Annotated in this window: 15 protein-coding genes; 8 read left to right on the top strand and 7 right to left on the bottom strand. The window is 62.7% G+C overall.

Going from position 1 to position 26,170, the window contains the following annotated elements; all coding sequences use genetic code 11:
* Positions 1–105 precede the first annotated feature (105 nt).
* From ACWKY3_RS02070 to ACWKY3_RS02090, 5 genes are all read right to left on the bottom strand, one after another.
* Positions 106–1,587, bottom strand: coding sequence for a response regulator transcription factor (locus ACWKY3_RS02070; RefSeq protein WP_449314768.1), 1,482 nt, complete (start codon positions 1,585–1,587; stop codon positions 106–108).
* Positions 1,588–1,876: 289 nt separating this feature from the next.
* Positions 1,877–2,281 (bottom strand): cytochrome c3 family protein, encoded by a 405-nt coding sequence (locus ACWKY3_RS02075; RefSeq protein WP_449314769.1) that lies wholly within the window; start codon positions 2,279–2,281, stop codon positions 1,877–1,879.
* 293 nt (positions 2,282–2,574) lie between these two features.
* Positions 2,575–4,233, bottom strand: coding sequence for an FAD-dependent oxidoreductase (locus tag ACWKY3_RS02080; protein ID WP_449314770.1), 1,659 nt, complete (start codon positions 4,231–4,233; stop codon positions 2,575–2,577).
* Between the two features lie 146 nt (positions 4,234–4,379).
* Entirely contained in the window at positions 4,380–5,783 is a 1,404-nt protein-coding gene (locus ACWKY3_RS02085; RefSeq protein ID WP_449314771.1) for a response regulator transcription factor, read from the bottom strand.
* Entirely contained in the window at positions 5,783–6,367 is a 585-nt protein-coding gene (locus tag ACWKY3_RS02090; protein ID WP_449314772.1) for a flavodoxin family protein, read from the bottom strand. The genes ACWKY3_RS02085 and ACWKY3_RS02090 overlap by 1 nt, the downstream gene beginning before the upstream one ends.
* 112 nt (positions 6,368–6,479) lie before the next feature.
* Here ACWKY3_RS02090 and ACWKY3_RS02095 point away from each other — a divergent pair, with 112 nt between their 5' ends.
* The 8 genes from ACWKY3_RS02095 (at position 6,480) to ACWKY3_RS02130 (ending at position 13,263) form a co-directional block, all read left to right on the top strand.
* A complete protein-coding gene (locus ACWKY3_RS02095; protein WP_449314773.1) occupies positions 6,480–6,830 on the top strand; it encodes a winged helix-turn-helix transcriptional regulator in 351 nt (116 codons plus the stop codon).
* A gap of 27 nt (positions 6,831–6,857) precedes the next feature.
* Positions 6,858–8,852, top strand: coding sequence for an MFS transporter (locus ACWKY3_RS02100; RefSeq protein ID WP_449314774.1), 1,995 nt, complete (start codon positions 6,858–6,860; stop codon positions 8,850–8,852).
* A 16-nt stretch (positions 8,853–8,868) separates the two neighbouring features.
* A complete protein-coding gene (locus ACWKY3_RS02105; protein ID WP_449314775.1) occupies positions 8,869–9,915 on the top strand; it encodes an L-2-amino-thiazoline-4-carboxylic acid hydrolase in 1,047 nt (348 codons plus the stop codon).
* An 18-nt stretch (positions 9,916–9,933) separates the two neighbouring features.
* Positions 9,934–10,473, top strand: a complete 540-nt coding sequence (locus tag ACWKY3_RS02110; RefSeq protein WP_449314776.1) for a methylated-DNA--[protein]-cysteine S-methyltransferase — start codon at positions 9,934–9,936, stop codon at positions 10,471–10,473.
* A gap of 402 nt (positions 10,474–10,875) precedes the next feature.
* A complete protein-coding gene (locus tag ACWKY3_RS02115; RefSeq protein ID WP_449314777.1) occupies positions 10,876–11,502 on the top strand; it encodes a type IV toxin-antitoxin system AbiEi family antitoxin domain-containing protein in 627 nt (208 codons plus the stop codon).
* Positions 11,499–11,699: a hypothetical protein gene (locus ACWKY3_RS02120; protein ID WP_449314778.1), complete on the top strand. Its 201-nt coding sequence runs from the start codon at positions 11,499–11,501 to the stop codon at positions 11,697–11,699. The genes ACWKY3_RS02115 and ACWKY3_RS02120 overlap by 4 nt, the downstream gene beginning before the upstream one ends.
* 160 nt (positions 11,700–11,859) lie before the next feature.
* The gene (locus tag ACWKY3_RS02125; protein ID WP_449314779.1) at positions 11,860–13,014 is read left to right on the top strand and encodes an anion permease; all 1,155 of its coding nucleotides are present in this window, start codon (positions 11,860–11,862) and stop codon (positions 13,012–13,014) included.
* A 12-nt stretch (positions 13,015–13,026) separates the two neighbouring features.
* The gene (locus ACWKY3_RS02130) at positions 13,027–13,263 is read left to right on the top strand and encodes a hypothetical protein (RefSeq protein WP_449314780.1); all 237 of its coding nucleotides are present in this window, start codon (positions 13,027–13,029) and stop codon (positions 13,261–13,263) included.
* A gap of 935 nt (positions 13,264–14,198) precedes the next feature.
* Here ACWKY3_RS02130 and ACWKY3_RS02135 read toward each other — a convergent pair.
* Entirely contained in the window at positions 14,199–25,100 is a 10,902-nt protein-coding gene (locus ACWKY3_RS02135; RefSeq protein WP_449314781.1) for a SpaA isopeptide-forming pilin-related protein, read from the bottom strand.
* A gap of 591 nt (positions 25,101–25,691) precedes the next feature.
* A partial coding sequence (locus ACWKY3_RS02140; protein WP_449314782.1) for a hypothetical protein occupies positions 25,692–26,170 on the bottom strand: 479 nt, incomplete at its 5' end.

Here is a 26,170-nt window from a genome sequence, read left to right on the forward strand (position 1 = left end):
GGGGAAAGGATCGGGCAAATTCATCAACCGAAACTTTGTATTATGCGAAGCAAATGCCAACATAATACAATTCGGATGAGGAAGGATCAGGGCAAGGGGTAGCGTTCAGTTTCGTTTTTCGAAAACCGATCCGCTGTCGGACGGCGCGCAATACTCCAGTGGAGCGGAGAACTGCTCGACAAGGTCAAGGAACTCTTGCCGACTATGCACTCCGAGTTTTTGGTAAATATGCGCCACGTGTGTCCGGGCCGTCCCCTCGGCGATACTGAGTTTTTCTTGTATGTAAGGAAGGCTGCGACCTTGTGAGAGAAGTAGAGCGATCTCGCGCTCTCGCGGAGTAAGGTCGTATTTGGCCCCTAAGTGCTCTGCAAGCGCATCGATGTTGTGCTTGTGAGATACGTTGTGCATCATGGAGGGATCCAGAGGAGCCGCAGAAGGCCTTTCTGCGAAGAGCGTTTTCTGCAGGGCCGCCTCAGCTGGAATGAGCAGGAAGAGGACGACGAGCACCAACGTCAAAACAATGACAAGCACCATATCGGTAGACAGCCCTTCGCTCAGCACGGGGAGCGCGACGCTGCAGAGCAAGCACCCGACAACGCTCATTCCCTCCAAAAGGGCGTAGAAAAGATTGAACGGCCTATAGACCGGTATGCGTTCATGCTGGGCATAGACGGCGGAATAAGACACGATAAGGATCTCGAGCACCACCATACTGCCGTTTACAACGAAAATCGTTGCGAAATAGGGTATTTCGCGAAATAGGCAAGGGACCACGAGCGCCACACATGTTGCCCCGAGCATAAGTCGGCTAAATGAATTGCTTGCGATGTTGCGACCGCGAGCAGCCGAGACTGCGGCAAAAAGCAGGAACATGCCCGAGAACGCAGCCATGCCGGCATTTTGCCAATCCATACGTGCAGTTTCGGCTCCGATGGCATCGGCAAATAAAGTGGCGAAGCCCTTGGACAGCGGAACGAGAGTTCCCACAAATCCGAACGCCGATACGCCAATTACGAGGGAGATCATATAGCGTTTTCCGAAACCGCGTTCAATCTCCGCCTCGCAAGCGAGCTCCTCCCCGGAGAAGGCTTCCATGCGCTTTCCGGAAGACATTCCATCAGCCCACAGCACAAGAAGACCTGCTATGCAGGGCAGCGATGCGACGGTCGCGATGCGCGTTGTTGGGGGAAAGAAAGAGCAGCCGAAGTAGACAAAAGCAGCCACAAGAAAACCGAGCGCCACCAAAGCAGGAAAGCAGGAAGATTTTTTCCTAGGAAACCCCTCGATCCACTTGGAAGTAAACAGCACAGATCCGCCACCGCACGCAGCAGCAGAGAGAAGGGTCATCGGAACGTGCAAAGCGCCCTCGTCGCCCAATGAGGTTAAACACAGTGATCCGCCCATGAGCAAAGCGCAAGCGAGTGTAACGCATTTGCCGGTATTGAAAAATCGAGCAGTTCGTTTTCCTGTAAAAACGCAAGCCAATCCCAATCGCAATAGCGAGGAGAAAGCCAATAGCCAAAAGGAAGGGGCACCGAATTGCCCGATGCCAAAATTGGGACTATCCGAAAGCAGGGGAAGCCCCATTGCAAAGCCTCCCCATGCCCAATATACGCCATAGGCGAAAGAATATATGAGGGAAGCCCATCTTTCAGAAAGATTGTTTGCCGGCATGCTCATACGGAAAGTATACATAAAGAAAGAGCGGTTGGAGGAGGGGAGGAGGTGCGTTGGGCCGGTAGACGCACCTCCCGAGTTTGAGCAAACGCTTAGAAGCTTTTCGCACCTATCGCAACGAAGGCGAGCTTAACGCAACGGCATGCGCCGGCACCTCGATCCGTTCTGGGCGGCGAGATCGCAGGCCGTACCACACGTGCTACTCGTGACAGGTGTAGCACTCGTACACTCCGGAATGGTGGCATGTCGTGCAGTACTCCGAAGCGCTTTGCTCGGCGTCCTTGCCACTGTGCATATCATGGCACGACGAGCAGGTCACACCCTCGTGCTCGCTGTTCGCAGGAAGCTGATGCGGGTTGACCACCTTTCCTGCGGCATCCGTCAACGCATCGCTTGCGGATGTTTGCTGGGAGAGCGCTTCCCACGATTCATGACACGCCAGACACGCCTCTTCGCTTACCTGGGTTTGCCTCAAGCCTCGCACTTGAGCCGCCTTGTCGGCAGTCGCATCGGCATGCGCTTCAGCGAGAATCGATTCGTCTTCATGGCAATCGGTGCACGCCAAGGCGCCATGGGCGCCTACGGACCCAGACGCTTCGGCCATAGACAGGTCCTCCTTGGCGTGACATGTCCCACAGTCGGATTCAACAGACCAATCGATCGAAACGCCCGCAGTCCCAGCCCCGTCGCCAAGCGCCGTGTCAGAAGCGGGATTCGAGGCATTGGGCGCACAGCCCGACACCGCGCACGCCGCGACCACGGCTACAGCCGCGGCGAATACGCTTGCTTTCTCGCAAATCTTGTTCATAGCCAATTCTTTCCTCCGCAAACGCAAAAGCGAACACGGTCGGCCGAACCGCAACCGCAGGACGACCGACCCGAACATGCAAGTTCGCCCTATGCCAATTTCGGCTCGGCAGCCGCATTCTGGCCGGCGATGCGGCCGAACGTGATATGGAACCCTATCTTTCCGCCGCCACGCCATTTTCCAAACCAACTTCCGACACATTCGCCCGAAGCGTACAAATGGGGGATGACGGCCAGCGTCGTCTCGTCAACGAAAGCGTTTTCCTGCTCGGAAGCGGCCTTCACCACCTGGCAGCGCTCGTTCACGCGAATTCCGCCAAAGGTGTTGTGGGCAAAAAGCCCGGCACGCACGGCGTAGAAGGGAGCCTCTGCAACAGGGGCGGTCATGCCCTCCTTGGCGAAATCCTCATCCACGCCGGACGCCACGAAGGCGTTGTAGCTTTCCACGGTGGCGGCAAGACCGGACGCGGGCACGCCCATCTTCTCCGCAATCTCCTCGATAGTGCTTCCCACTGCCACGTAATCCTGGTCGAGATGAGGTTTTTCCTCCGTCTTCACGGTCTCCAAAACGCTCACATCAATTCCGTTGGCCGCCGCTGCCGCAGAATCGAACACCGCCCAGACAGCGCGCGGACGATCGGGCAGGTTCAGGACGTGATCGTGGAAGCTGGTGGAGTCGGCCTTCACCGTGCGCTCATCGACGAAACGCTTTCCGTTGCCATCAACTACAACTATGTCCTCCCAGCTCTTGATCGTGATTCCGTTGTTCACGTCGGGAACGCTCTCTATATCGGCCGGTTCCCAATAAGGATAGTGGCTCGTTCCCCAGTACAACGCGTACGCGCCGATGAACGACATGCCCGTCAGCATGCCGCCCGCCCGCTCAACGACCGGCAGCATCTCGCCCATCGTCTTCACGTAGGGCTCGCCGCTGGTTATGTAATCCTCGTCGTAGCGCGGATCGTACGCCTGGCGAAGGGCAAGATTCCCCTTCCAGCCACCGCTCGCCAAAACAACCGCGTTGTTGGCCTTGTAGTTGACGGTCTTGCCGTCCTTCTCCACGACAAGCCCGATCACGTTGCCGGCATCGTCCATAACAAGATCGCTGGCAAAGGTTTCCAGAAGCGTCTCCACGCCCAGTTCGGATGCGCGCTCATTGATGACATACCAAAACGAGATGCCCGTTGCGCCAGGATAGTTGCCGGGGGCCGCGCTGTACATGCGCTCTTTTCCCAGCTCCTGCGCCGTTACGTTTGCGAAGTTGAGCCCCAAGCCCTCCAGAAAGTCGGCCGTGTCCTGACAGTGATCGACAAACGTGCGCAAGATTTCGGGAACCCCGCGGTAGCCGCCCATTTTATACAAATCGTCGAAGAAGATGTCTGGCGAATCCTCCACGTCGGGGGCTTTCTCCAGCTGAAAGCGCGTCCCTCCCCCCAGCTGGCAGCCGCCTCCGCACATAATGGAATTGCCGCCCGGCTGCTTTTCCTTCTCGATGACCAGCACGCGCAAGCCCGCTTCGGCAGCTTCGACGGCGGCCGCCATGCCCGAATAGCCAGATCCCACGATCAGCACGTCAGCTTCCCTGTCCCACTCGGTCGAAGACGCCTGCGCCCCGTCTTTCGATGCTGCCGTCGTCGACGTGCAGCCCAGCCCCGCAACGCCAGCCGCCGCCGTCAGTCCAGCCGCTATGGCCGCACCACCTTTGAGAAACGACCGACGCGATACCGCTTGCACATCCTTCTCTTCCATGCTTTCCCCTTCCTTAGCCTCTCGGCACCTGAAACCGTCTTCAGGTTGCCGTGACAACGTATCCCGCATCGAGAGACGGACGCAATCGCACGTTTCGGTTAACGCGGGGGCGCCAACTAGGCCAAAAAGGCTATTACACGAAAGGGTTAGCTATTCATCTGGGTAAACGCCGAATCGTCCGCTTCGCTTGCTTGTTCCAGGAACGTGATGAGCTCGTCACGATGGTGCACATCCAGCTTCTCGTACACCTTCGCCGCGTGAGCTTTTACCGTGTTCTCGGCAATTCCCAACTGCTCGGCGGCGAACGCGCTGGAGCGACCTTTCGCCAACAGCAGCATGACCTCGACCTGCCTTGGCGTCAGGCCCCGTTTTTCGCCCAGCTTGCGCCATGCGACATCGATGCTGCTGCTCGGTTGCCTTTGCGGCGCATCCTGCGGGGCCGTCTTGCGCACGATGCAGTAGAACAAGGCCACGAGCACAAGACCGATGCCGAGGCCCGAGGGGTGCAGGTCGCGCACCGCCCCCGCGAAAAAGCCCCCGACGCTATGGCCGAGAAAGAACGCCGCAAACCCAAGGCACAACGCTGCATGCGGGCGCGCAGACCCTCCGGCTGCAAGCGGAACCGCCAGCAAAACGAGAAAGTACCCCAGCCGGGCAATGCTAAGGAACACGACCGTTTCCGACTGAGGGACAGGCTCGCGACCAGACGCAACGGCAACGGCAAGAAGCAGCAGCAACGCGACCAAGGTCCAATCAAGGCTCCACAACGCCTCTCCATGAACTACATGGGAAAGGATGACGCCGCAGGCAAACAGCGCCGATACGACGAACGCCGCAGCGGCCATGCCCATATCCGCAGTAAAGTCGATCGACCACGGAACAAAAAACGACGCACGCACGAACTGGCTGAGGGCGCCAACCAAAAACACCGCAACCACAAAGCCTGCGGAAAAAGAGGAGGAACCGCGCGTCAAAGGACCCCGACCGTCGCTTCCCGCTGCGGGAAGGCGAATTGCGTACACAGACATGGCCACGAGGCAGACGGTGCAGATAGAAAAACCGGCCAGCCTTCCCCACGATGCCGCAAGACACAAAAGCATCCCCGTGACCAGGGACGCAACGACGAATGCCGCAACGCGCGAACGAGGGGTTGCCTTAAGAGCAAGCACCGATTCGCCCCACAAGAGCACAAAGACCGACATTCCAAAGCCGGCCAATAGGACAGCCCCGTAGGAAAGCAGCGGCGAAAAAGTCACCGCGAGCTGCGCCCAGAAAAAGGCAGTGCATGCGAAAAGAGAGCATGACGCGCACATGACAAACGCCCTCCGATGACGCCGCACCGCGCCAACGGACGGGAGCTGGTAAAGAGCAAGCAGCGTTGCGCACACCATCGCGACAGGCGCGAATAGAGAGGACGCAGTAGATCCGTCAAACGACACAGCGGCGTGCCTCGTGAAGAAGGAGACCCAAAACGTATACAAGCCTATAACCGTTCCCAGCAGCAGCGCCTGTAGCCGCAGGGCGAATCCCGCCGGCGATGAGCGCGCCATCACAGCCCCTTCGACAAATTGGACTCCAAGCTTGATGCTTGCCTCTTGGCGATGGACATCCCCAGATCGTAGGCGTCATCCAGCCATCCCTTGCCTTCAAGGTCCTCGCGAGACTGGCAGCCGTTCGCGTACAGGCCTCCGCAATCGCGCCAACCGAGATAGCGAGCGCTCGTGGCAACCGTCGCCCTTACGCCGTCGAATATCCAATCGGCGGGACTTGCCCCCACGACCACCGTGTAGAGAAGCTTGCCCCGACCGCGAACGAGATCGTCGATGCCGTGTATGCGGTCGATAGCGCATTTCAACTGCGCGGAAAAGGCGTGATAGTAAACGGGCGACGCCCACACCACCGCGTCGGCGGTGGCAAGCGCTTCGTAGATCCGAGCCATGTCGTCCTCGATGACGCAGGGCCTGGCTCCGCATCCGCACGCATCGCACCCCCTGCAGGGACGGATGTCCATCTGTCCCACGTTGAAGCGCACCACCTCGCATCCGGCATCTCGCGCGCCTTCCTGCACCTTGTCTGCAAGAGCCGCAGTGGCGCCTCGCCTGTGAGGGCTTCCCGTCAATATGGTCACTTTCATGCGTCCCTCGCTCCTTTCTTCGAATTGCCGTGCCATCATTCGAACATTTGAGGATAATGAGGACAAGTACGATATTTCACTACCTGTACACTACTTTGGGAGTGCGATAACTATGGAAAAGGAATCCGAAGCTAAACGCAGGTTCGCAGTCGACGGCATCAGGAACACGGGGTTCTTCTACACGAAGACGCTCTTGGAAGGCAAGTACAAGCTGCCGATACTCTACTGCCTGCAGCTAGACGGCCCCACAAGATACAACGAGCTCCTACGCCGCATGGAGACAGCCACCAACCGCTCGCTCACGCGCGCGTTGAAGGAGCTTGAAGCCGATGGGCTCGTTTCGAGGAAGGACTACGGAGAGATACCGCCCCGCGTTGAGTACAGCCTGTCCGAGCGAGGTCGCACGCTCGAGCCTGTGCTGGATGCCTTCTGCAACTGGGGGCAGGATCACCGAGACGACTGACAAAGGAGACGAAGGAGGTGCGTCCGCATGGGCGCAAACGATGCGGGCATGCAACGGGCGTGCGCGGAAGGCCCTTCCGTGCACGCCCCCAACCCCAACCAAGAGGAGGCGTTTCCGCTCTTGGTGCTCGATGTGCGCAACGGCGTGAACAACCCGCCTCGACTGGGGTTCAAAAGAATGCACTGGCACAGCGACCTGCAATTCATCGTGGTGTCAAAGGGCTTGGCGAACATCGACTGCGCGGGCCGCCACTTCAATTGCGCGAAAGGCTGCGGGGCGTTTTTCAACTCGAACGTGCCCCACCGAATCATGAGCGACGCCAAAACCGAGTACATGAGCTTCATTTTCCCCGAGAAGCTGCTCGGATTCTTCCAAGGCAGCGAGATGGCGGCTTTCGGCGTGAGTCCCTTCGTGGGCCCCCACGCGCAATCGACGGCCCACTTCGACCTTGCCGCCCCCTGGCACCGGGAGGTGCTAAACGAGCTTGTCCGCGCAAGGGCCCTGCTCGCAAGCAAGAAGGCAACCGGGGTCGAACGCTACCGCGCTTGCGCGCATCTGCTGGCCGCATGGTCCGTCTACGTCCTCAACGTCGAGCAGCGCATCCCCACCAAGGCCGAACGCGCAACCAACGAGCGGATGAAAGCCTTCACCCTCTTCATCGACGCCAACTACAACCGCGACATAAGCTTGGAGGACATCGCCAAAGCGGGCAACGTGAGCAAAGCGGAGTGCGCGCGCTGCTTCAAGAAGCTCACGTTGAGGCCGCACACGAAGGGAGAAACGCGAACGATGATTGCCAAGCAGGGCGCAACGATTGACGGAAACGGCGACAAGCTGGCCAATTACCTTACCATGGCAGGGCATATCTGCTCCGACATCAACCAAGGGGCCCTCTCGGCCATCCTGCCGTTTCTTGTGGTGGGCAGCGGGTACACGTACTTCGAGGCCACCATGCTCGTGTTCGCGGCGAACATCGCCTCGGCGGTCATACAGCCGCTGTTCGGATGGCTGGGCGACAAACGCCCCTCGCCCTGGTTCATGGCGCTCGGCGTGTTCTTGGCGGGGCTGGGAATGGCCGGCATCGGCTACGCGCAAAGCTATTGGCACGTGGTGGCGTCGGCTACGGCAAGCGGCATCGGCGTGGCCATGTTCCATCCGGAAGGCGGGCGGCTGTCCAACCTCGCAGCGGGCGCGCGCAAAGGCAACGGCATGAGCATTTTCGCCGTGGGCGGCAACATCGGGTTTTTCGTAGGGCCCATCTTGTGCGCCACGTTCCTCACCGCCTTCGGATTGCATGGCACGGCCGTGTTCTTGATTCCGGCCGCGGCCTGCTCGGTGGTCCTCCTTTGCTTCAACGGGCGTTTCAAAAGGCTTGGGGTAGCGGCCGAAAAGGCGGGCGGCGGCTCTGGCGCGCGGGAGCGTTGGGACCTTTTCGGGCTGGTCATGGGCATGCTCTCGCTGCGTTCGGTCCTGACCTACGGCCTTATGGCGTTCATTCCGCTGTTTTTGGTGGGCGAGCTGGGGCAAACGGAAGCGCTCGGCTCCGCCGCCCTGTCGGCTTTCGCCATAGCGGGCGCGGCGGCCACGGCTTTGTCGGGCCGCACCGCGGAGAAAACGGGGGCGCTGCGCCTGGCGATCGCCTGCTGCGCGGTTGAGGGCGCGGGCATCGTGGCTTTCGTCCTCAACGACGTGGTGGCGGTTGCGATTGCGATCACGTTGGTTCTGGCCGTGGCGCTCGACCTTTTCTACCCTTCGACGGTGGCGCTTGGCATGGGATATCTGCCCCGCCATTTGGGGATGGCCTCCGGCCTTTCCTACGGCGTGGCGGTGTGCGTGGGCGGCGCGGCGGAGCCTTTGCTGGGATCTGCGGGCGACGCCGCGGGGCTTGTGCCGGTCATGCTGGCGCTTGCCGCCGTCGCCTTTGCCGGAGCCGCGCTGGGCTTGCTGCTCAAGCACCTGCAGGACAAGGCGGCACCCGAACGGAAGGAAACGAAAGGAGCCGCCTGTGCGAAGCCCCAATGAGGAAGGAAACGATGCTATGGTTTACGTGTTGTTCGAGGTGAAAGTGGCCGACGGAAGACAGGAGGACTACCTTGCGCGCGCGGCGAGCCTCAAAGACAGCCTGTCCGCCGCGAAAGGCTTCGTTCGCAGCGAGCGCTTCGAGAGCCTGGCAAGCCCGGGCAAGCTTTTGAGCCTGTCTGTGTGGGAAAGCGAGGATGCCGTGACGGCGTGGCGCAACCACGCCCTGCACCGCCAGTGCCAGCAGGCCGGCCGCGACGGCATCTTCGAGGATTACTCCATCACCGTCCTTTCGGGCCTGCGGCGCGATTACGGCATGAGGCCTCGCGCCCAAGCGCCGCGCGACTCCAACGACTGCTTCAGGTTCACGGGAGCCGCTTCAACGCTTGGCCCCGAACAGCACGCCCTCCTGTTCGCGGAGCTGTGCGCGGCCGTCGAGCGGGCTGATCGCGAAGGAAGCGGCGCGTTTCTCGCAAAGGCGACGCGGGCCTACGCGGAAAGCCGCGCCGCGCGCATGCGGGCCCGGGCCGAGTCCGACGGAATGCCGCTGAACGCGAAAACCTATCAGTCTTACAGCGAGGTCCCCGTTCCTTTGGAGGGCTCCCGGAAGACGGTCGAGGACAAGCCTTCGGGCGTGGAGGTCACCACCCACGCCTGCCCCTGGTACGACGCCTGGAAAAAGGCCGGTTTGCTGAGGTACGGAAGCGTGTTCTGCGCCCACTTCGACGCGGCCCTCGCCGGCTCCTTCGGCGTGCGCATGGAGGTTTTGCGCACGCTTGCGCAAGGGGCGGATTGCTGCACGTTCCTGTTCCCCGGCGTTCGTTTCACCGAAACGGACTTCTCAGACATCGCCGCGAAGAACGCCGAGCTTCAGGGAAGCGCCGCCATGCCCTTCGATTACCACGCGGCGCACCTGCTGCATGCGTTCAGGCGCAGCATAGAGGAGGCTTACGGCGCCGACGAGTGCGCCTCGATCATCGCCTCGGCCATGCAGGGGTTCGAAGATCGCTGCGGCGCCGAGACGGCGGGCAGGATCGTCGAACTTGAAGCGAAAACCCGCTGGTAGGACGGTGAAAGACAGACCATGGCCTTTTTCACGGAATACGAAACGGGGCTCATAGGCAAATTGACGCTGGCAAGCGACGGCGAGAACATCATCGGCTGTTGGTTCGAAAACGACAGGCTGTTCGGCGATACCGTGGACGAGCCGCTTGCGGCCAATGACAAGCTCCCCGTCTTCGAGAAGGCGAAAGCCTGGCTTGACCGGTACTTCAAGGGAGAGAACCCCGACATCGGCGAACTGCCCCTCAAGCCGAACGGCACAGAGTTCAGGCACCTCGTGTGGGACAAGCTGAAGGCCATCCCCTACGGAACCACGACCACCTACGGCGAGATAGCGCGGCAGCTTGAGCTCCAGACAGGACGGCGCGTGTCGAGCCAAGCGGTCGGCGGCGCGGTGGGGCACAACCCCCTTTGCGTCATCGTGCCCTGCCATAGGGTGATGGGAGCCAAAGGGAACTTGACCGGCTTCAGCGGAGGCATCGACACGAAGGTGAAGCTGCTGGAGCACGAGCATGTCAACATGGCAACCTTTTTCCGGCCGGAGAAAGGCACCGCCCTTTGACCTTTGACCAAAGCTGGCGGCCGACGCCTTTCGCGCCCGCCGCCAGCTCCGTCCCGCGCGCATCAACGGCGACCCCAAGATGGGCACGTAGCGGCGCAACCGCGCGGAAGGATTGCCGGTGCAACCTCTGACCACGGGCGCATTGCCGCAGCGTCGTTGGCAGATGCTTTGGACGCATCCAGGACGACCATCTCTTTAACCCCAAAACCCTAATCTCTCTAACTCTAAAACCCTATCTATAACAAGACTCTTGCATGGAAAGACGGCGACAAAACCAATCCGAACCGGCATTGGCGAATTGTCAGGCAAGGTTGGCAAAGAGCCTATCTCAGACTGCGGCCCGTCGGCTCCAAAGAAACTAAAATGTGTTGCAAAAGTATTGTTTTTCGATACAATTGAAACATGACTAGAAACAGCTACACCTCCATGATGGGCGAGCTTTCGGCTTCGGAAAGGGTTTTCACCACCGCTCAGGCCGAGCGTCTCGGCATCCCCCGCAACGTGATCGCCAAAGCGTGCGAAGCGGGAAGGCTGGTGCGCATCGTCCATGGAGCGTACCGGATGGCCGGGGTGCCAGCATCGCAGCTCGATGACCTGGCAGCCCTCTGGAAGCTCACCGATCCTTCGAAGATGACGCACGAGCGGATGCGGACCGGCACATGGGACGGCATCGCTGTTGCGGGAAGCACAGCCGCGTCCATCCTCGGAATCGGGGACTTCCACCTTTCGCCCTACCGCATCCTCTCTCCGAGGCGCATCAACTCCCGTAACGCCGAGTCCAGGTTCGGCGTGCGCGACGTATCACGCGACGATGTGTCCTTTGTTGAAGGCGTGCCCGTGACGAAAATCGAGCGCACTCTTGTGGACCTCGTCTTGGACGGCGAGGATCCTTCGCTCGTGGAAAACGCGCTTGCCGATGCCCGAACGAAGGGGTTCGACAGGGGGAGACTTGAGCGTCTTGCAGCGGAAACGAAGGCTTCTGCCAAAGAGAGAAAGACGATGGAGCGAATCTTCAACAAGGAGGCATGATGGCGTACAAAACCCCCGCAGCGCTGGAAATGGCGGTGAAAGCCGCTGCGAAGGCTTCGCTTCTTGATACCGGGCGGGCCGTTTCCGGCTTCTATTTTCACAGGCTATTGTCGCTTGGCTCTGAAGGTTGGCTTCCCGATCTCGCTGGGCCCGGATGCGGGCGGTTCCGGCAAACCGGACGCCCCTTCCCCATTTGAACAGCGTTTTACACGGGCTTTACGCAGGCTTTACATACGGTTGCTAGACTGGATGGGATGCAATGGGAAGAGCGGCGTTCGACAGGCCAAGCGAGTCGGCGTCGCTCTTCTGGCGCGTACAGGCACGAGCGGGCGACCGCAGGAAGGCACGTCGGACAGCATGGACATCGCAACTCTCATCGTGGTGGGCATGGTGATAGCCACCGCGCTCGTCTTCGACTTCACGAACGGGTTTCACGACACGGCCAACGCCATGGCAACCTCCATTGCCACCGGCGCCCTGAAGCCGAAGACCGCGGTGCTGGCGGCCGGAGCGCTCAACCTTGTGGGGGCGTTCCTTTCCACCGAGGTGGCCAAGACCATATCGGGGGGCATCATCAACGAGGCCCAAGTGAGCATAGGGCCCGAGTTCATCTTCGCCGGCTTGGTGGGCGCCATCGTATGGAACCTGCTCACGTGGCTGGTGGGCTTGCCGTCCAGCTCCTCGCATGCGCTGTTCGGCGGCTTGGTGGGCGCCGTCATCGTGGGCGCGGGCGTGGAGGGCGTGAACTTCGCCGCCGTGCTCACCAAGGTGCTCATTCCGGCGCTCGTGTCGCCGGTGGTGGCCGGCCTGGCCGCGTTCTGCGCGGTGCGACTCATCTTCCGCATTGTGCGCGCAATGGGAGAGGGTCGGGTGGAGACGGACTTCCGCCACGGCCAAACCGTGACGGCGTGCCTGGTGGCGCTTTCGCACGGCACCAACGACGCGCAGAAGACCATGGGAATCATCACGCTGACGCTGATCGCCGTCGGCCTGCAGCCCTCGGGCAGCGGTCCGGAGCTGTGGGTGGTGGCCGTGTGCGGCTTCGCCATTGCGCTGGGCACCTGCATGGGAGGCTGGCGCGTCATCCGCACGCTGGGCAAGGGACTCACCGAGATCAGCACGCCGCAGGGCTTCGCCGCAGAGGCCAGCTCGGCCGCGACTATCCTCGTGTCGTCGCATCTGGGCTTCGCGCTGTCCACCACGCAGGTGTGCTCCGGCTCCATCATCGGGTCGGGCCTGGGTAAGAAGGGCGGCCAGGTCAGCTGGAACGTGGCGGGCCGCATGCTGGTCGCATGGCTGGTGACCTTCCCCGCCGCCGGCGTTGTGGGGGCGCTTGCGTGCGCGTTGGCGAAGACCGGCCTGTGGGGCACCATCGCGGTGGGCGTGCTGGCCGTGCTCGCCGCCTTCATCATTGTCCGGCTGTCGCACCGCAACCCTGTGAACTCGGCGAACGTGAACGAGAGCGGCGAGGTCAAAGTCAACGCGTCCTCCGTTGCGCCGCAGGCTGCGTAAGGAGGGGCCTTCATGATACTGGAAGAGATGATGAGCTTCGCAACCGTGCTGGTGGTGGCCGTGGGCGTGGCCTGCGCCATCAGCGCCCTGTACGCGTCGGGCATACGGCTGTGGGCGAAGGGCGTGGAAACAGGCGAGGCCGACAACGACACGAACCTCATCCCCCGCCTGTTGGGCGGCGTGTGCTTCGCCGCATGCGTGGCCATTGTGCTGTTCGCGCTGTGGCTTATGATCCCGCTGTTTCATTAGAGCGCGCCGGCGCGCGATGAGGGGCGGTGGCGGGCTGGCGGGTTGGACGCGGGTTGGTCGCCCCGCAAGCTGGACGCGGGCTTGCTGCAGATTGGTTGCGCCTGTGGGTTGGACGCGAGCCTACCGCAAGCTGGACGCGGGCTGGCTGCATTCGCCGTTAGACCAGCGTTGACGCAGATCCCGCCGGCGGCGGTCCGGCCCCGCCAACCGGCGGACGACCAGCCCGTGCCAGCGATGGCGTTTCGCATGCTCTTCGGGTTTCGGCGGGCTTCGCTTCGCAAAAGTACGCGAAAATTTCCTCTGATGGTCAAAATCTGGGTAAATCGGGGATTTTGAAGGGGAGTTTGGGCGCGAGAAAATTCGCGACCTGGGCTTTTTCTCTTTATCGAGAGGTTTGCCTGCGAGAAAACCCCCGACTTATCCGAATTTTGACCACCTGAGGAAATTTTTCCTGCATTTCGGACGAGCAAAAAGAGAGGGCCGACACCCTGCGGCCCAGCGCCTTGCGCCCGACACCCCGGGATCCAATGCTCCGCGCCCGGCGCTCTGCCCCAAGCGCCCGCAGCCCCGCGGCCCGGCGCCCCACAGCCCGAAGCCCGGCCACAAGCGTTCCGCGCCCGGCACCCGGCGCCCTACCCCAAGCGCCCCGTACCCCGCAGCCCTGCGCCCAGCCGCAAGCGCCCCTCGGCCCGGCGCCCGCAGCCCGGCGCCCAACGCTCGGCGCCTGGGGTTCTCGCAACCCGGTGCTCTGTCGCGGGCCGCTCGGCGGCAGTTGGAAGAGCCTGCTGGCGAACTGCTGTTGGAGCAAAACCGAAACCGGCGGTTGGCGGTGGGAGCGGACTGCCGCTGGGGGCGGACTGCCGCCGATACAAGGAGGACCCCGGAAGGGGCCCTCCTCATGGAAGGAGCGCGGGCGGCGGAGCATGTGCCGCCCGCTACCTCTCGGCGCTCGAGCGCGGCTTTCTCCGCAGAACGCGAATCGCCGCAGCGCACGCGGCCGCCGCAAAGGCAGCGAGCGCGCCAAGGATCGCTGCGAGCGAAGCCGACCCGTCGCCGGTAGAGGTCAACGTTGAGCCGCCGTTGCCGAATGCGGAAGGCGGCGTGGGATTGTCTTGGGAAACCGAGGGCAGCCTCTCGGGAATCTTCTGGTCGATAGCCTGCAGCGTCACTCCCCCGTCCACGATGGCATAGCCCTCGTGCTCGGGGCCAAGGAGCGTGCCGTCCTCCTGCACGGAGAACGTGTAGGACCCCTCGATGAGCAGGTAGCCTTCCGGCGCGATCGTCTCCGCAACGGTGTACGACCGCCCGGCCGCAAGCTCGCCGACAAGGAGGATCCTGCCTTGGGCGTCTGTTTCGTAGGTGCGGACAGACGGACCGTCCTCGCCAACGAACAGGCCGGTTATCTGGAACGTCGCGCCTTCGAGCGGCGCGCCCAGGGTGTTCGTTTTGAGCAGGGACGCCTGCACGGGCTCGTCGACGGCTTGGATGACCGCAACGCCGTCGGCGTCTGCGGAGACGGCGTACCGACCGCTGCCCCCGCGCCCGGCCGCAACTCCGTCCTGAGCGTCTTCCAGCAAGAACGTGCCGTCGGGACTCACCGTGATCACGGCCGATCCGGCCAGCTCGTAGCCGGCGGGGGCCCGCACCTCGGCCACCTCGTACGCCGAACCCGCCGCCAACAGCGCGGAGGGAAGGCTCGCCAGGCCGTCGGCCCCGGTGACCACCTCGACAGGTTCCGTGGAGCCGTCGGCGAAGGTACCGCCCTCGACGGGGGCCACCGTAAACGCAGCGCCTGCAAGCGGCTCGCCCTCGGAATCCGTCTTGGCGATGCGCGCTTCTATGGGCGCGTCGGCGGCGGCGATGGCCACGTTGCCATCAGGGGTGATGCGGAATCCGGGACTCCCGTCCGCAACCTCTTCGGCATCGGGCAGCGCCGCGATGGTGCCGTCGTCAGCCACCCTGAAGCCGAACGAGCCTTCGATGAGCTTGTAGCCCGGCGCGGGCACCACCTCGGCCACCGTGTAGGACTCGCCGGCGACCAGCAGGGCCTCAAGGCGTGCAAGGCCCTGGTCGTCCGAGGTCAGAAGCTGTTCAGTGCTGCCGTCGGCGAACGCGCCCTCCACGGCGAACACGGCGCCCGCAAGCGGGGTTCCGTAGTCCGCAGAACTCACTTTCTGCAGCCCCACGACCACCGGGACGTTGACGACCTGCACCGTGAACGCGTTGGCGCCGTCTTTGCGGTAGCCGTTGGGAACCGGCCCCTTTGCGAGGATAGCGCCGTCGTCGGCCACTTCGATGGACAGCGTGCCCTTTATGAGTTCGTAGCCGGCGGGAGCCCGCACCTCGACGATGCTATACGAGCCGCCGACCACCAGCTGGCCCGCAAGCTCGGCCATGCCGTCGGAGTCGGTTTGCATCGTGACAGGATCCGTGGAACCGTTGGCGAAGGCGCTGCCGTCCGCAGGCGTCACCTGGAACGTCGCGCCGGCAAGCGGGGTCTGCCCGTCCTCGGCCACCTTCGCTAGAGCAAGGCGCGTCTGCTGGTCGGCTGCCGTAAGCGTCACGCCGTCGCCAGCCACCTGGTAGCCGTCCGCGTGCGCCCCCATCTTGAGCGTGCCGTCGGGGTCCACCGTGAACGAGCACGTTCCGGCGATGAGCGAATAACCGGCGGGCGAGGCCGTTTCGGCCACCGCATACGTTTCGCCCACGATGAGGCCGGTGACCGCAGCCAGACCGTCGGTGTTAGTCGAAAGCGTTTTCACCGGCTCGGCGCTATCTGCGAACGAGCCTGTCACCTGGAACGTTGCGCCGGGAAGGGGCTTGTTGTCGGCGGCGTCCACCTTCTTGACGAACGCCTCCACCAGCTGGTCGGTCACCGTGACGGACGCCTGGGCGCCGTCAAGCGACCAACCATCGGGCGCCTCGCCCACCGTCGCCAGCGCGCCGTCGGCCTGCACCGTCACGCACAGCGTGCCGGACCGCACCTCGTAGCCGGAGGGCGCAGTTGTTTCGGCAATGTCATACTGGTCGCCCACGACCAGCTGGCCCGCCGGCAGCGCAGCGGTGCCGTCGGGGCCGGTCGTAAGCTCGCGCGCGGTGGTGGAGCCATCCGCGAACGCACTACCCTCGACGGGCGTCACGGCGAACACGGCTCCGGAGAGCGTCGCGATGCCGTCGATGTTCGTCTTGCGCAAGGTCAGAGGCGTGGTGCTGGCGTTTTCCACAGTGCCGAGCGCCACCTCCCGCTCAACCGTGGTGCGGTCGATGGTGAACTCGTTGCTCGTCACCGCCGTGCCGCCCGTTTGGCCCACGTAGCCGTCGGCGGGCGTTGTCTCGACGAAACGGTACGTGCCCCACGCAAGGCCGGCCACGCGCAGCGTGCCCTCATCGGCCGAGTCGCCTGCGCCGCGGGCGACCGTGTTGGAAGCCGTGCCGTGTTTTGCCGAGCCGTCCGTATCGAGAGCGGCTACGTTGGAAGCCATGCTGGTCTCCGCCGAGTTGCCTGCGCTGCGGGTGGCTGCGTTGGAGGCCGCGTCGGTTTCCGCCGAGTTGCCTGCGTCGGGAGCAGCCGCATCGGAAGCCGTGCCGGTTTCCGCCGAGTCGCCTGCGCCGCGGGCGGCCATGTCGTAGGCTTTGCCCGTCTCCAGGCCGGTTGCGACGTCATTCCACGCGCCGTCGGCGTCCTTCTTTTGCAGCGAGAACACCACGCCGTTGAGCGGCGTGCCGTCATCGCTCGTCTTCGTGAGCGACGCGCTGCCGGTAAGCCGATTGTTGACCAGGCCGCCGGCGGCAATTTCGCCCTCGACCGTCGCGCTCAGTATCGTGCGGTCGCCAGCTTCTGCCAGGTTGAACGTCTTGCCATGGTCCTCGTTCTCAAGGACGAACGTCACCTTGAAGTTCTTGTCCACCTGGTAGCCTGTGTTCTCCACCTCGGTGAGCGTGTAGGTGCCTTTGCCGGAAAGGGCGAGCGTTAGTGTGCCGTTCTCGTCGGTTTTCTCCCGCGTGACAACCGCCGTGCCGCCGCTTGCGGGCGTGTAGGAAAGCTCGAACACCGCGCCTTCGATGCCCTCTTTCGACGTGCCGTCCAGCTTGGGCAGCGTGACCGTGGCAGTGAACAGGTCGTTCAGCAAGGTTTCGCCCTGATCGCCGCCGTTGTCGCACACGGTCACGGCGTTGTTCGTGCCGTGGTTGCCCTCCGCGTCGATGACGAAGGGGAACTTCGCCTCATTGCCGTTGGGCAGGTGGGCGTTGTCTGCAGTGCCCTTTTCCAGCAGGTAGTAGCTACCCGCCTGCAAGCCGTCTTCGAGCGTGCTGCGGCGATTGTCGGTTTTGCCGACGATCTCGATGTCGCTTTGAGAGGAGGAGAAGCGACCGTCTTTGTCGGTGGTCAGGCTCTGCGCCATCAGTTCGTCGGCTCCGTCCGTGCCCGTGCCCTCGCGGTACAGGTCGAAAGTCGCGCCCGCTATCGCGTTTGCGGCGCCCGCGTTGCCGGCAAGCGCCTTTGCGAACGTGAAGTATCCTCGGAACACCGGATCGATCATCGTCACGGTGGCAAGATCGCCTTTGGTGGACACAGCACCGTCCGTCGAGGATGTGAGGGCGCCGCTTGCGGAGAGGGTCACGCGCACGTCCTGCGCCCGCACGTGGTCGGCGGGAACGGCGCCCGTCTCACGCACGAGGTAGTTGCCGGCCTTCAACCCGACGATGCAGCCCGCCGCCTCGTCTTTCATGAGGGTGAACTGCGAAATTTTTGCGTTGCCGCTGCCCGTTCCGTCTGGCCAGACCTCGTCGGTTTTGACACCGCTCGGGTTCGACCAGGTGGTCACGGTTCCGTTCGCGTCGCGCTGCCATACGGCGTAGGTTGCGGCTCCATCGGTGGACATCACAGCGAGTTCGATGCCGTTCAGTGTCTCACCGACGCCCCAGTCGTTTTTCTTGTCGAGCGTGAAGCGCGTGGCGACGTTGGTGATGGTGCCGTCTTGCCCCGCCGCCGAGCTGCCGTTGCCGTACGTGGGATAGAACCCGCCGACGCTGCCTGCGACCTCTTTGACGCGATAGCTGTACGCCTTGCCATCGCCGTCGAATTCGGGCAGGCCGCTGTACGACCAGGCCCAAGTGCCGTTGCTGTTGTCGGTCCATGCCGGCTGCGGCATATCGCCGATATCAGGTTTCGCCGACTCCCATGTTTTGCCATCCGTGCTGCGCTCGATGGTCATCCGGGGACGGTCATTTTCGCCAAACTTGGGCGCGAAACCCGTGCCGTAATCGGTCCACGCTTTCGTGCCGCTTAGACTGGTAGTGTAAAGCGAGTTCGTGAACGTCTGCGAAGTGCCGTCGGTGCCAATGCCAACAGTCGAGCCGACCACGGCTTCTTCGGCGTTCTTCACCTCGGTACCGTTCACCACCTTGTAGCCGCCGGGGACTATCTCCACGGCGCGATAGAGGTAGTCGTTGCCGTCAGCATCCTTCGCGGGAAGGTTCTCGAACGTGACAGTTTGCTCGTTGATATTCAGGGCGCCGGTGATGACAGCAGGGGTTGTCTCGCCGACCCACTCCCACGTCTGTTTATTGTCGTTGGAACGCTGGAGCCGGTACTCCACCGTCCAAAGCGAGTTGTTGTGCTCGTCGGTCGTCTTGTCGCGCAGGCCCCACTTGTTGCTCTCATCGTTCCAAACTTTCGTCACCTTCAGGAAGGTGGCATCAAGCGTGTTGGTGATGGACGTGGCGTTGGTCATCGCGCTTGACGGATTGCTTTCATCACCTGCCCATTTCGTGGTTTGCTCGCCGTCATAGGAGGCGGTGGTGCTGTAGGTCACCACGCCGTTCGAATCTTCGGTGAGCGAGGTGACTTCCACGTCGCCGACCTTCGTCTCGATCACGCGATAGCGCACCTCGTAGGCCATAGAATTTGTGTCCTTGACCTGCATAGGCACGCTGCTCCACGTGCAGCGCCAGTTGTTGCTCTTGTTCAGCGTCTGCTCGATGGCAGGGAACTCAGTCGGCAGCGGCGCGATGCCCATGTCCGCAAACGCCTCATCGGCGTTCCGCCACGTGCTGTAGGAAGTATCTGCGTCGCCCTCTTTCTTGTACTGCGCTTGCAGCTTCACGGTGACGCTCTGGGGGCGCAGGCCCCATTCATCGTCGCCGTCGTTTTCCCAGCTCTTGGTGGCGGTCACGGAACCTTTGAGGGCGTTTTTCAGCGCTCTTATCGTGCCATGGTGCGTGCCGTCGGCCTCGGCGGTCGCCCCTCCCTTGCCGCTGGCCGAGCCGGTCACAACGCGGTAGGAGGTTTCCCCGTTGGGCAGCGTCTCTTTCACCGTGTACGTCCAGGCGCTGCCGTCGGGCGCCCACTGCTCAAGCCCGGTGATGGAGTACTTCCAGATACTGTCGGTGGGGTTGCTTTTCGTCCAAGTCAGGTATCCCTCAACGTTGAGATCGTTTTCCTGCAGAGTGACTTTCTCCTCCTGCCCGCTCGCGGACTTCCGCGAAAGCGAGAGGTCTATGCTCGCAGGACGCGTGCCGAATGCGTTGCCGTAGTCGTCCCACTCCTTGGTTCCCTCAAGCGCGAGTTTCTCCGCGCCGTACACATTCGCGAACGTCACGTCAACCGTATCGTCATCCTTAGCTTCAACCGAACTCGACACTGAGCCGGCCGCAAGTCCTGCGTCCCCAAGCCTAAGATCACCCATGCCGACGCTCGTCGTGTAGCCGTTGATGCTTTTTTCCTCCACGTGGTACTGCCACGGCTGTCCGTTGGGCGCGTAGATGTCCAGGTTTTCGAATGTGTACGAGTCCTTACCAGCCGCAAACTCGTCAGCCTTGATAACGCCCGTCGCCACGCGCTCCGCATCGCTCGACGAGCCGCTGCTCGTTTTGTACTGCCGGTACAGCACGAACTCGACATCCGGGTAGTGGTCATTCTCCGCGCGCCCATCGAACAGCTTCTTCACCGTCAGCTTGCCCTTGTCGGCGTCGTAAACGTTGTTGATGAAGAACGAGCCGGTGTTGCCATGGCGAATGGTGAAGACCTTGTTGTTGTCGTTTCCGCCCCCATCCTGCGAGTACTGCGAGAAGTCCACATCCCCCACTTCGTCCACGTCGATGTAGCCCGGCGTGCCCAGCAGTCCGACCATCACCTCGCGGGCGCGGTACTCGTAGAGGTTGCCGTTCTCGTCGTACAGGGGCAGCGCGTCGCCGGTCGAATCCTCGGCGGTGTTGTCGCCCGTATGCTCGATGCGATAGGAGTACTGGTTGTTCCCGGCAGGCGTCAGCTGGGACGTCCACGCCACGGCCCCGTTGCCAACGGGCACGAGCGAATCGCCCTCCCACTTCACGCGCAGCGCGGGCCACGACGCTTCATCGCTCGCCAGCTTCTGCTGCAAAAACACCGTGATCTTCGGCAAGTCGTCCGCCGAGAACGACCCGGGCAGGTTGGTCCACAGCTTCGTGCCGTTGGCAATCACGTTGCCTGAAAGCGCGTTGACGAACGTGCCGCCGGAGCGCAGGGCGTAATCGGTGCCCGACACCGTGCTGATGTCGCCGACGGCCTCACCCGTCTCCACCTCGATAACGGCGGGGTCGCCGTCTCCCACGGCCCCCATGCGGTCATCGGCGAACGTCACGTCGCCGTAGCCCAGGCTGGCGCCGTCGTTCATGAACTCTTCCACCGCGTAGTAGGTTATCTCGTCGCCCTCGGCATCGTATTTGGGCAGCCCGCTGATGGTGCAGGTTTGCGAGTAATGCGAAGCCGCCTGCGAGGACGGATTCCCGGCAGCCGCGATGTCGCCATCCGGGCCCTCGCCCGCCTCCCGGTTCTCATCCGCCTCCCAGAGGTAGTGGATGTAGCCTTCAACCGCCTCCGGCATGTTGCCGGTCTCGGCGCTCACCTGGTACAGCGTGAGCGCGATATCGGGACGCTGATGCAGGTTCTCGTTCACGTAGACGTCCTTCCACTCCTTGTGGAAGGTGGCGCTGGTGGAGCCCACGCGCTTGTTGGTCACCGTGTAAGTCTGCGTGTCGTGGAAGTGGCGGCCCCCCACCGTGTACTCGCCAACCGAGACGGAGCTTGTGTAATCGCCGGAGTCGCCAACGAAGCGCTCCTTAACGGTGTAGTGCACCACCTCGCCGTCGGATTCGATGCCCTTGTACTTGGGCAGCCCGAAGAAGCCGTAGGTGGATTCCTTCTGTGCAGGGTTGATGTCGATCACGAGCGCTTTGCCGTCGTCCTCGACGGTTGCCATAAGCGGTTTGTTCGTATTGTTGTACAGCGGGATGTTGTTGCCGCCGTCCAGCTTCGCGTACGCCTGGCCGTCAGCATCGACGGAGAACACCGCCTCCGGATCGTCCACCGTCAGCACAAGCTGCGCTTTCGGACGCTCGACCTCGGAAGCGTCGCCGTCCAACCACTTCTTCTCCACCGTGAGGTCCACCAAGCCCAGCCGGCGGTTGTTCACCGTGAACGTCTGCTTGCCGAAGGGACCGTTCTGGTCGGGGTGGTACGTGACCTCGTACACGTGGTTGTCGGTGGCAACGCGCTCACGATCGGGGTTGGTCCACCCTTCGTTGACCCAGCCCTCGTTTTTAAGCCCTGCGTTCTCGGCCTCGGTTTTGAGGTACGCGGGGTATTTGGTCTGGCCGTCGAGGGATTCCAGGCGCGTCTCCTCCACGACGATGTGATCCGTGGTCAGGCCATTCACCGGAACGGTGAACTCCAGGAACCAGCCGTTGGCCTCGGAAAGCTTCAGATCCTTGAAGATGACGTCGCCCTCCCGGTACTTGAGCGTTCCATCGATTGTCGAGTACAGGTCGCTCTTCGCGCGCACGTCGATGAAGCAGGCCAGGCGGTGGGCCGAGTCCTCGCCGTCCGTCCAGTCCTTCATGAGGTGGAAATCGGTGCCCTCGCCGGGCCCGTAGCTGTTGGTGATGGTGGTGAGGTGCTGCTCGGCATTATAGCTGCGCTGGCTGTCCCAACCGGCGGGCTCCACCTCCACCACGCGGTACAGGTAGCGCGCGCCCGTCTCCGAGTACAGCGGAAGCCCCGTGATCTCAAGATAGTAGGGGTCCGTCTCCCGCGCGCTTGGCGCGGCGTCGCCGGAATCGCCCTCCAAGCTGTCATAGAAGCGGCTTGCCTTGTCGTCTGCCTTGCCGTCCAGCGTGAAATCGCCCACCAGCGTGGTGCCCTGGTACACGCGCATGGTCACCTCGTCCTCGCGCGCCGGGTCGGGCTGCGAGGGAAGCCACTGGTCATCGTTGGGCGCGGGCTGCTGCCACAGTTTCTGCACGTTCTCGTAGGTGGTGTTGTCGAACGAGTTGACGATGTCGCCGGTGTCGGGATCAACCTGCGACGTGAACTCCACCTGCACGGGTTCGTCGCCGGACCCTTCGAGCGATTCCAGATTCAGCGTGAACGTGGCGGTGCCGTCGGCGTTGCGCATGAAGTTCGTTGCGGCGCCGTCTTGCGTGACGTTCGTCTCGACCCAGCGATACTCCAGCTCGTAGCCGTCCTCGTCGTATTTGGGATACGACCCCGTTATCTCCTGCGTGAGCATTTCGGCATTGAAGCCGCTCAGGTTTTGCGTGATGAGGGCGCCTTGGGAGTCCTCCGCGTCCGTCCACTCGCCGTTCGTCCCTACGCGGCGCTGCTGCAGCGTGAACGTGCAGGTCACGTCTTCCAGCTGGTTTTGGAACGCCGCCACCGACCACGTCTTGACCTGCGAAACCGGCTTGGTGCCCGTCAGATGGTTCTCCACGGTGCCGCCGTTGTAGGTGAGGCGATCGGTACCGTCAGCGGGGCGCGTCCACGGGGCGTCTTCCGCCGCGCTGGGGTCGCGGTTCTGGTCGGTGTAGAAAACCTGCGTTTCCCCGTCCACATCGTAGTAATTGGGCGCGGTGTCATCGAGCAGCGTCTCGTAGTCCGGCAGGGTCGTGTCCTCGCGCATACCGTACACGAAGGGGTAGCCGTCCGAATCGTATTTGTCCAGTTCAAGACTGGGGTATTGCTCCCTGAGCAGCTCTCCGAGGTTCACGGTGCCGTCGTTGGCCGCATCGTTGGGACCGACGGTGACGGTGATGAAGCTGCCGTCCGCCGCACGCACCTGCGAGGCGTTGGCGATGCTGCCGGGCGTGGTGCCGTCCGAGTAGCGCCACAGCGAGAACGTCACGTTGTCGCGCTTGTTCTTGTTGTCGCCGTCGCTCCATTGTTTTGTGGCGTCGAACGTGGTGGTGCCCGCATGCGTGAACACGATGGTTCCGCCCGGATAGGCGTAATCCACCACTGTGCCGTGATTGGCGGACGCCGAGTTGTCGTAGGTGGCTTGGTAGTAGTCGTCATCCTCGTCATAGCCCTGGTAGATCAGACGGTACTCGATAGGCTTGCCGTCCACTGTGTACTGGGGCAGATCGGCGAACAAGGCCACGGTGTTGGGGTCTTTGTCGAACGCCCAGTCCCAATCGAACGCGCCGCCGAAGCTCTCCTGCTTTTCGAGCGAAGCGGGGTCGGTGCTCTCCTGCATGAGGTCTTCAAGGGCGTATGCGCCCTTCACCTGGTTGTCCACCACCACTTCAACGCGGATGAGGTTGTTTTCGTCCCCCAGGCCAACAAGGGATTCGTCACCCACCTTGCCCGTGATGGTGAACCGCACCTCCGTCAGAAGCTGGAGGTTCTGCGTGCCCTCCGGGGACGCGGGGTCGCGGCGGTAATTTTCGTAGTCGGTGGCGTCGGCAAGCGACCATTCCACCGTGTAGGAGGTTTTCGAAGACTCGTAGACAGGCTCGCCCGTGCCCGGCTCGTACAGCAGGTTGCCATCATCGTCCCGCGCTTGCGACCAGGTGGTTTGTACCACCTCTGTAGGCAGGCCGGTCGCCATGGAGAGGTAGGTTCCCACAGCCGTTTGCTCCGTGGACACGGAGGGAGCGTCTGTCATACCAAGGTAGAGGCGCACGTTCTCGGCGGTGGCCGGGATGCCTTCCGCCGGCGTGCCGTCCGTCGCGCCGATGAGGCCGCCCTCCCCCACGGACGCGACAGCTCCCTTCTGGTCGCGGATCGTGAAAGTCAGGGTCGGTTTCATGTCTCCGGGCTGGGGGCGGCTTGCGTTGTTGTTGTCGGCCCAGTTGGTGGTGAGGGTCTTGCTCTCGGTTGCAGTGCCGGGAACCCGGGTGGGATCGGGCGCGGCGGCGCGGGAGGCGAGGGCGTTCGCCGGGGCCGCGGCGGCCGGGTCGTCTTCGGCTTCGTCGTCGGCTTCGCCACCGGCCTCGTCGCCGGCCTCAGGATCGCCCTCCGGCTCTCCCCACAAGGCCAAAAGCTCGGTCGCAGAGGGAATTTTCAGCTCAACCGTGCGCTGCTCGCCGTCCTCGGCGGTCTGCACGATCCATTCGATCAGAGAGCCTTCGTCGGTTGCCAGAGCCGCGTCCACCGCCACGTCAAGCGACAGATGCGCGGAGAGCGCCCCGTCCGCAGCAAGCTCCACGCGCAGCACGCCGTCCTTGACGGTTCCAAAGGCCGCCTCGGCTGCGGGGTCGTCCGCCGAGGCTTCGGGGTCGTCAGTCGAGGTCGCAGGGTCGCCAGCCGAGGTAGCGGAGTCGTCCGTCGTGGCTGCGAGATCATCAGTTGGGGTTGCGGAGCTGTCCGCCGAGGCTTCGGGGTCGTCCGCCGAAGTCGCGGGCACGGTGCCCTCGCCGCCTGCGTACGAGACGCCTTCGGGCAGCGCGACGGAAAACCAGTCGCCCGCAAGCACGGCGTCGTCTTCTTCGGTGGGAGCAAGCTCGAACGAGATGTCGAGCGAAGCGGGAATGGAAGTAGGAAGCCCGTCGTCGGGAGCGTCTGCGGGGCGCTGCGCCAAGACGGAGAGGGAGGCATCAAGGACGAGGTCGTCAAGGGAGGCCGACCAGTCCTTCGGGTCGCGCGGCTCGGGGTTCGCCGCGCCGTCGTCCGAGGGCGTTTCGCCTGTCGGGGCATCGCCAAATAGCCACCCCCCCTCTGCAAGCGAATCGCCGGACGACTCGGGGTCATTGGTCAGAGAATTAGCTGCCCCCCCCCGTTAGGGAAATCGGGGGTCTTGTCGCCGGAGGTTTCGGGGGTGTCGGAATCGGCATAGGCAGCCAAGGAAAGCGGCATCATCGTTGCCACCAACAAACCGGCCATCACAACGCTGAAAGCGCGCCGACCAAGCGCGCGTATGCGTGCGCACCTCGCCTTTCTCATAGAAACCTCCCTGCTCAACCGCCGCGCAAGACCGGCCTTGCGCGAGCCATCGCGGCTTTCGCCCCCTGTTTTGGCGATGCCGCCGTGTATCCGTCAGCATACATGCGCGTACATTCTAGCAGCAATTGAGGGGGGATGGGGGATAGGCGTTGTCCGCTTTTCGCGGACGGTGCTGCTAATCGGAGCCAAAGCGGGTTGGCAAAAAACAACCACCCCCCCCCATCTCGAATTACGCTTTCGCTCGGTCCGATTCTGCGTTTTCTGCAAATGTGCAAAAAAATTTTTTCAGTTGGTCAAAATCCGGGCAAATCGGGGGTTTTAGGCGGCCTCCAGCCGCCTTTTTGTGCACCTGAAAAACTCCGACCTGGGATTTCTCTCCGAAAAGGAAGGACCTGCTTCCGCCAAACCCCCGATTCGCCCGGATTTTGACCAAATGAGGGAATTTTCCGTGTTGAACCAGAATTGGCAGAGGCCAGGCCGGTTCGCCGGGCAAAACCTTACCCGTCAGGCGGGGAGAGCCTTGCCCGGCGCCCGACCAGGGAAGGCTCGGTTCGAGATTCGGCAAACACCGGTTCGTGTCAACGCCGGTTTCGCAGAGAGCGCGCCCGCGCGGCGAGAATCCACCGAAGTCGGAAGGTCTGGCCGCCCGCGCGCCTTCCCCGTCGTTGCCGCAGAACCGCCGACCTGGTGCTTTCCCGACGAGAACAG

This window comes from Rubneribacter sp. (assembly GCF_965361815.1).

What these genes read in the sequence shown, in the direction of transcription:
- ACWKY3_RS02070 (WP_449314768.1), bottom strand. Translation starts at nt 1,587, where the DNA reads ATGGGGCTTCCCCTGCTTTCGGATAGTCCCAATTTTGGCATCGGGCAA.
- ACWKY3_RS02075 (WP_449314769.1), bottom strand. Translation starts at nt 2,281, where the DNA reads ATGGCCGAAGCGTCTGGGTCCGTAGGCGCCCATGGCGCCTTGGCGTGC.
- ACWKY3_RS02080 (WP_449314770.1), bottom strand. Translation starts at nt 4,233, where the DNA reads ATGGAAGAGAAGGATGTGCAAGCGGTATCGCGTCGGTCGTTTCTCAAA.
- ACWKY3_RS02085 (WP_449314771.1), bottom strand. Translation starts at nt 5,783, where the DNA reads ATGGCGCGCTCATCGCCGGCGGGATTCGCCCTGCGGCTACAGGCGCTG.
- ACWKY3_RS02090 (WP_449314772.1), bottom strand. Translation starts at nt 6,367, where the DNA reads ATGAAAGTGACCATATTGACGGGAAGCCCTCACAGGCGAGGCGCCACT.
- ACWKY3_RS02095 (WP_449314773.1), top strand. Translation starts at nt 6,480, where the DNA reads ATGGAAAAGGAATCCGAAGCTAAACGCAGGTTCGCAGTCGACGGCATC.
- ACWKY3_RS02100 (WP_449314774.1), top strand. Translation starts at nt 6,858, where the DNA reads ATGGGCGCAAACGATGCGGGCATGCAACGGGCGTGCGCGGAAGGCCCT.
- ACWKY3_RS02105 (WP_449314775.1), top strand. Translation starts at nt 8,869, where the DNA reads ATGGTTTACGTGTTGTTCGAGGTGAAAGTGGCCGACGGAAGACAGGAG.
- ACWKY3_RS02110 (WP_449314776.1), top strand. Translation starts at nt 9,934, where the DNA reads ATGGCCTTTTTCACGGAATACGAAACGGGGCTCATAGGCAAATTGACG.
- ACWKY3_RS02115 (WP_449314777.1), top strand. Translation starts at nt 10,876, where the DNA reads ATGACTAGAAACAGCTACACCTCCATGATGGGCGAGCTTTCGGCTTCG.
- ACWKY3_RS02120 (WP_449314778.1), top strand. Translation starts at nt 11,499, where the DNA reads ATGATGGCGTACAAAACCCCCGCAGCGCTGGAAATGGCGGTGAAAGCC.
- ACWKY3_RS02125 (WP_449314779.1), top strand. Translation starts at nt 11,860, where the DNA reads ATGGACATCGCAACTCTCATCGTGGTGGGCATGGTGATAGCCACCGCG.
- ACWKY3_RS02130 (WP_449314780.1), top strand. Translation starts at nt 13,027, where the DNA reads ATGATACTGGAAGAGATGATGAGCTTCGCAACCGTGCTGGTGGTGGCC.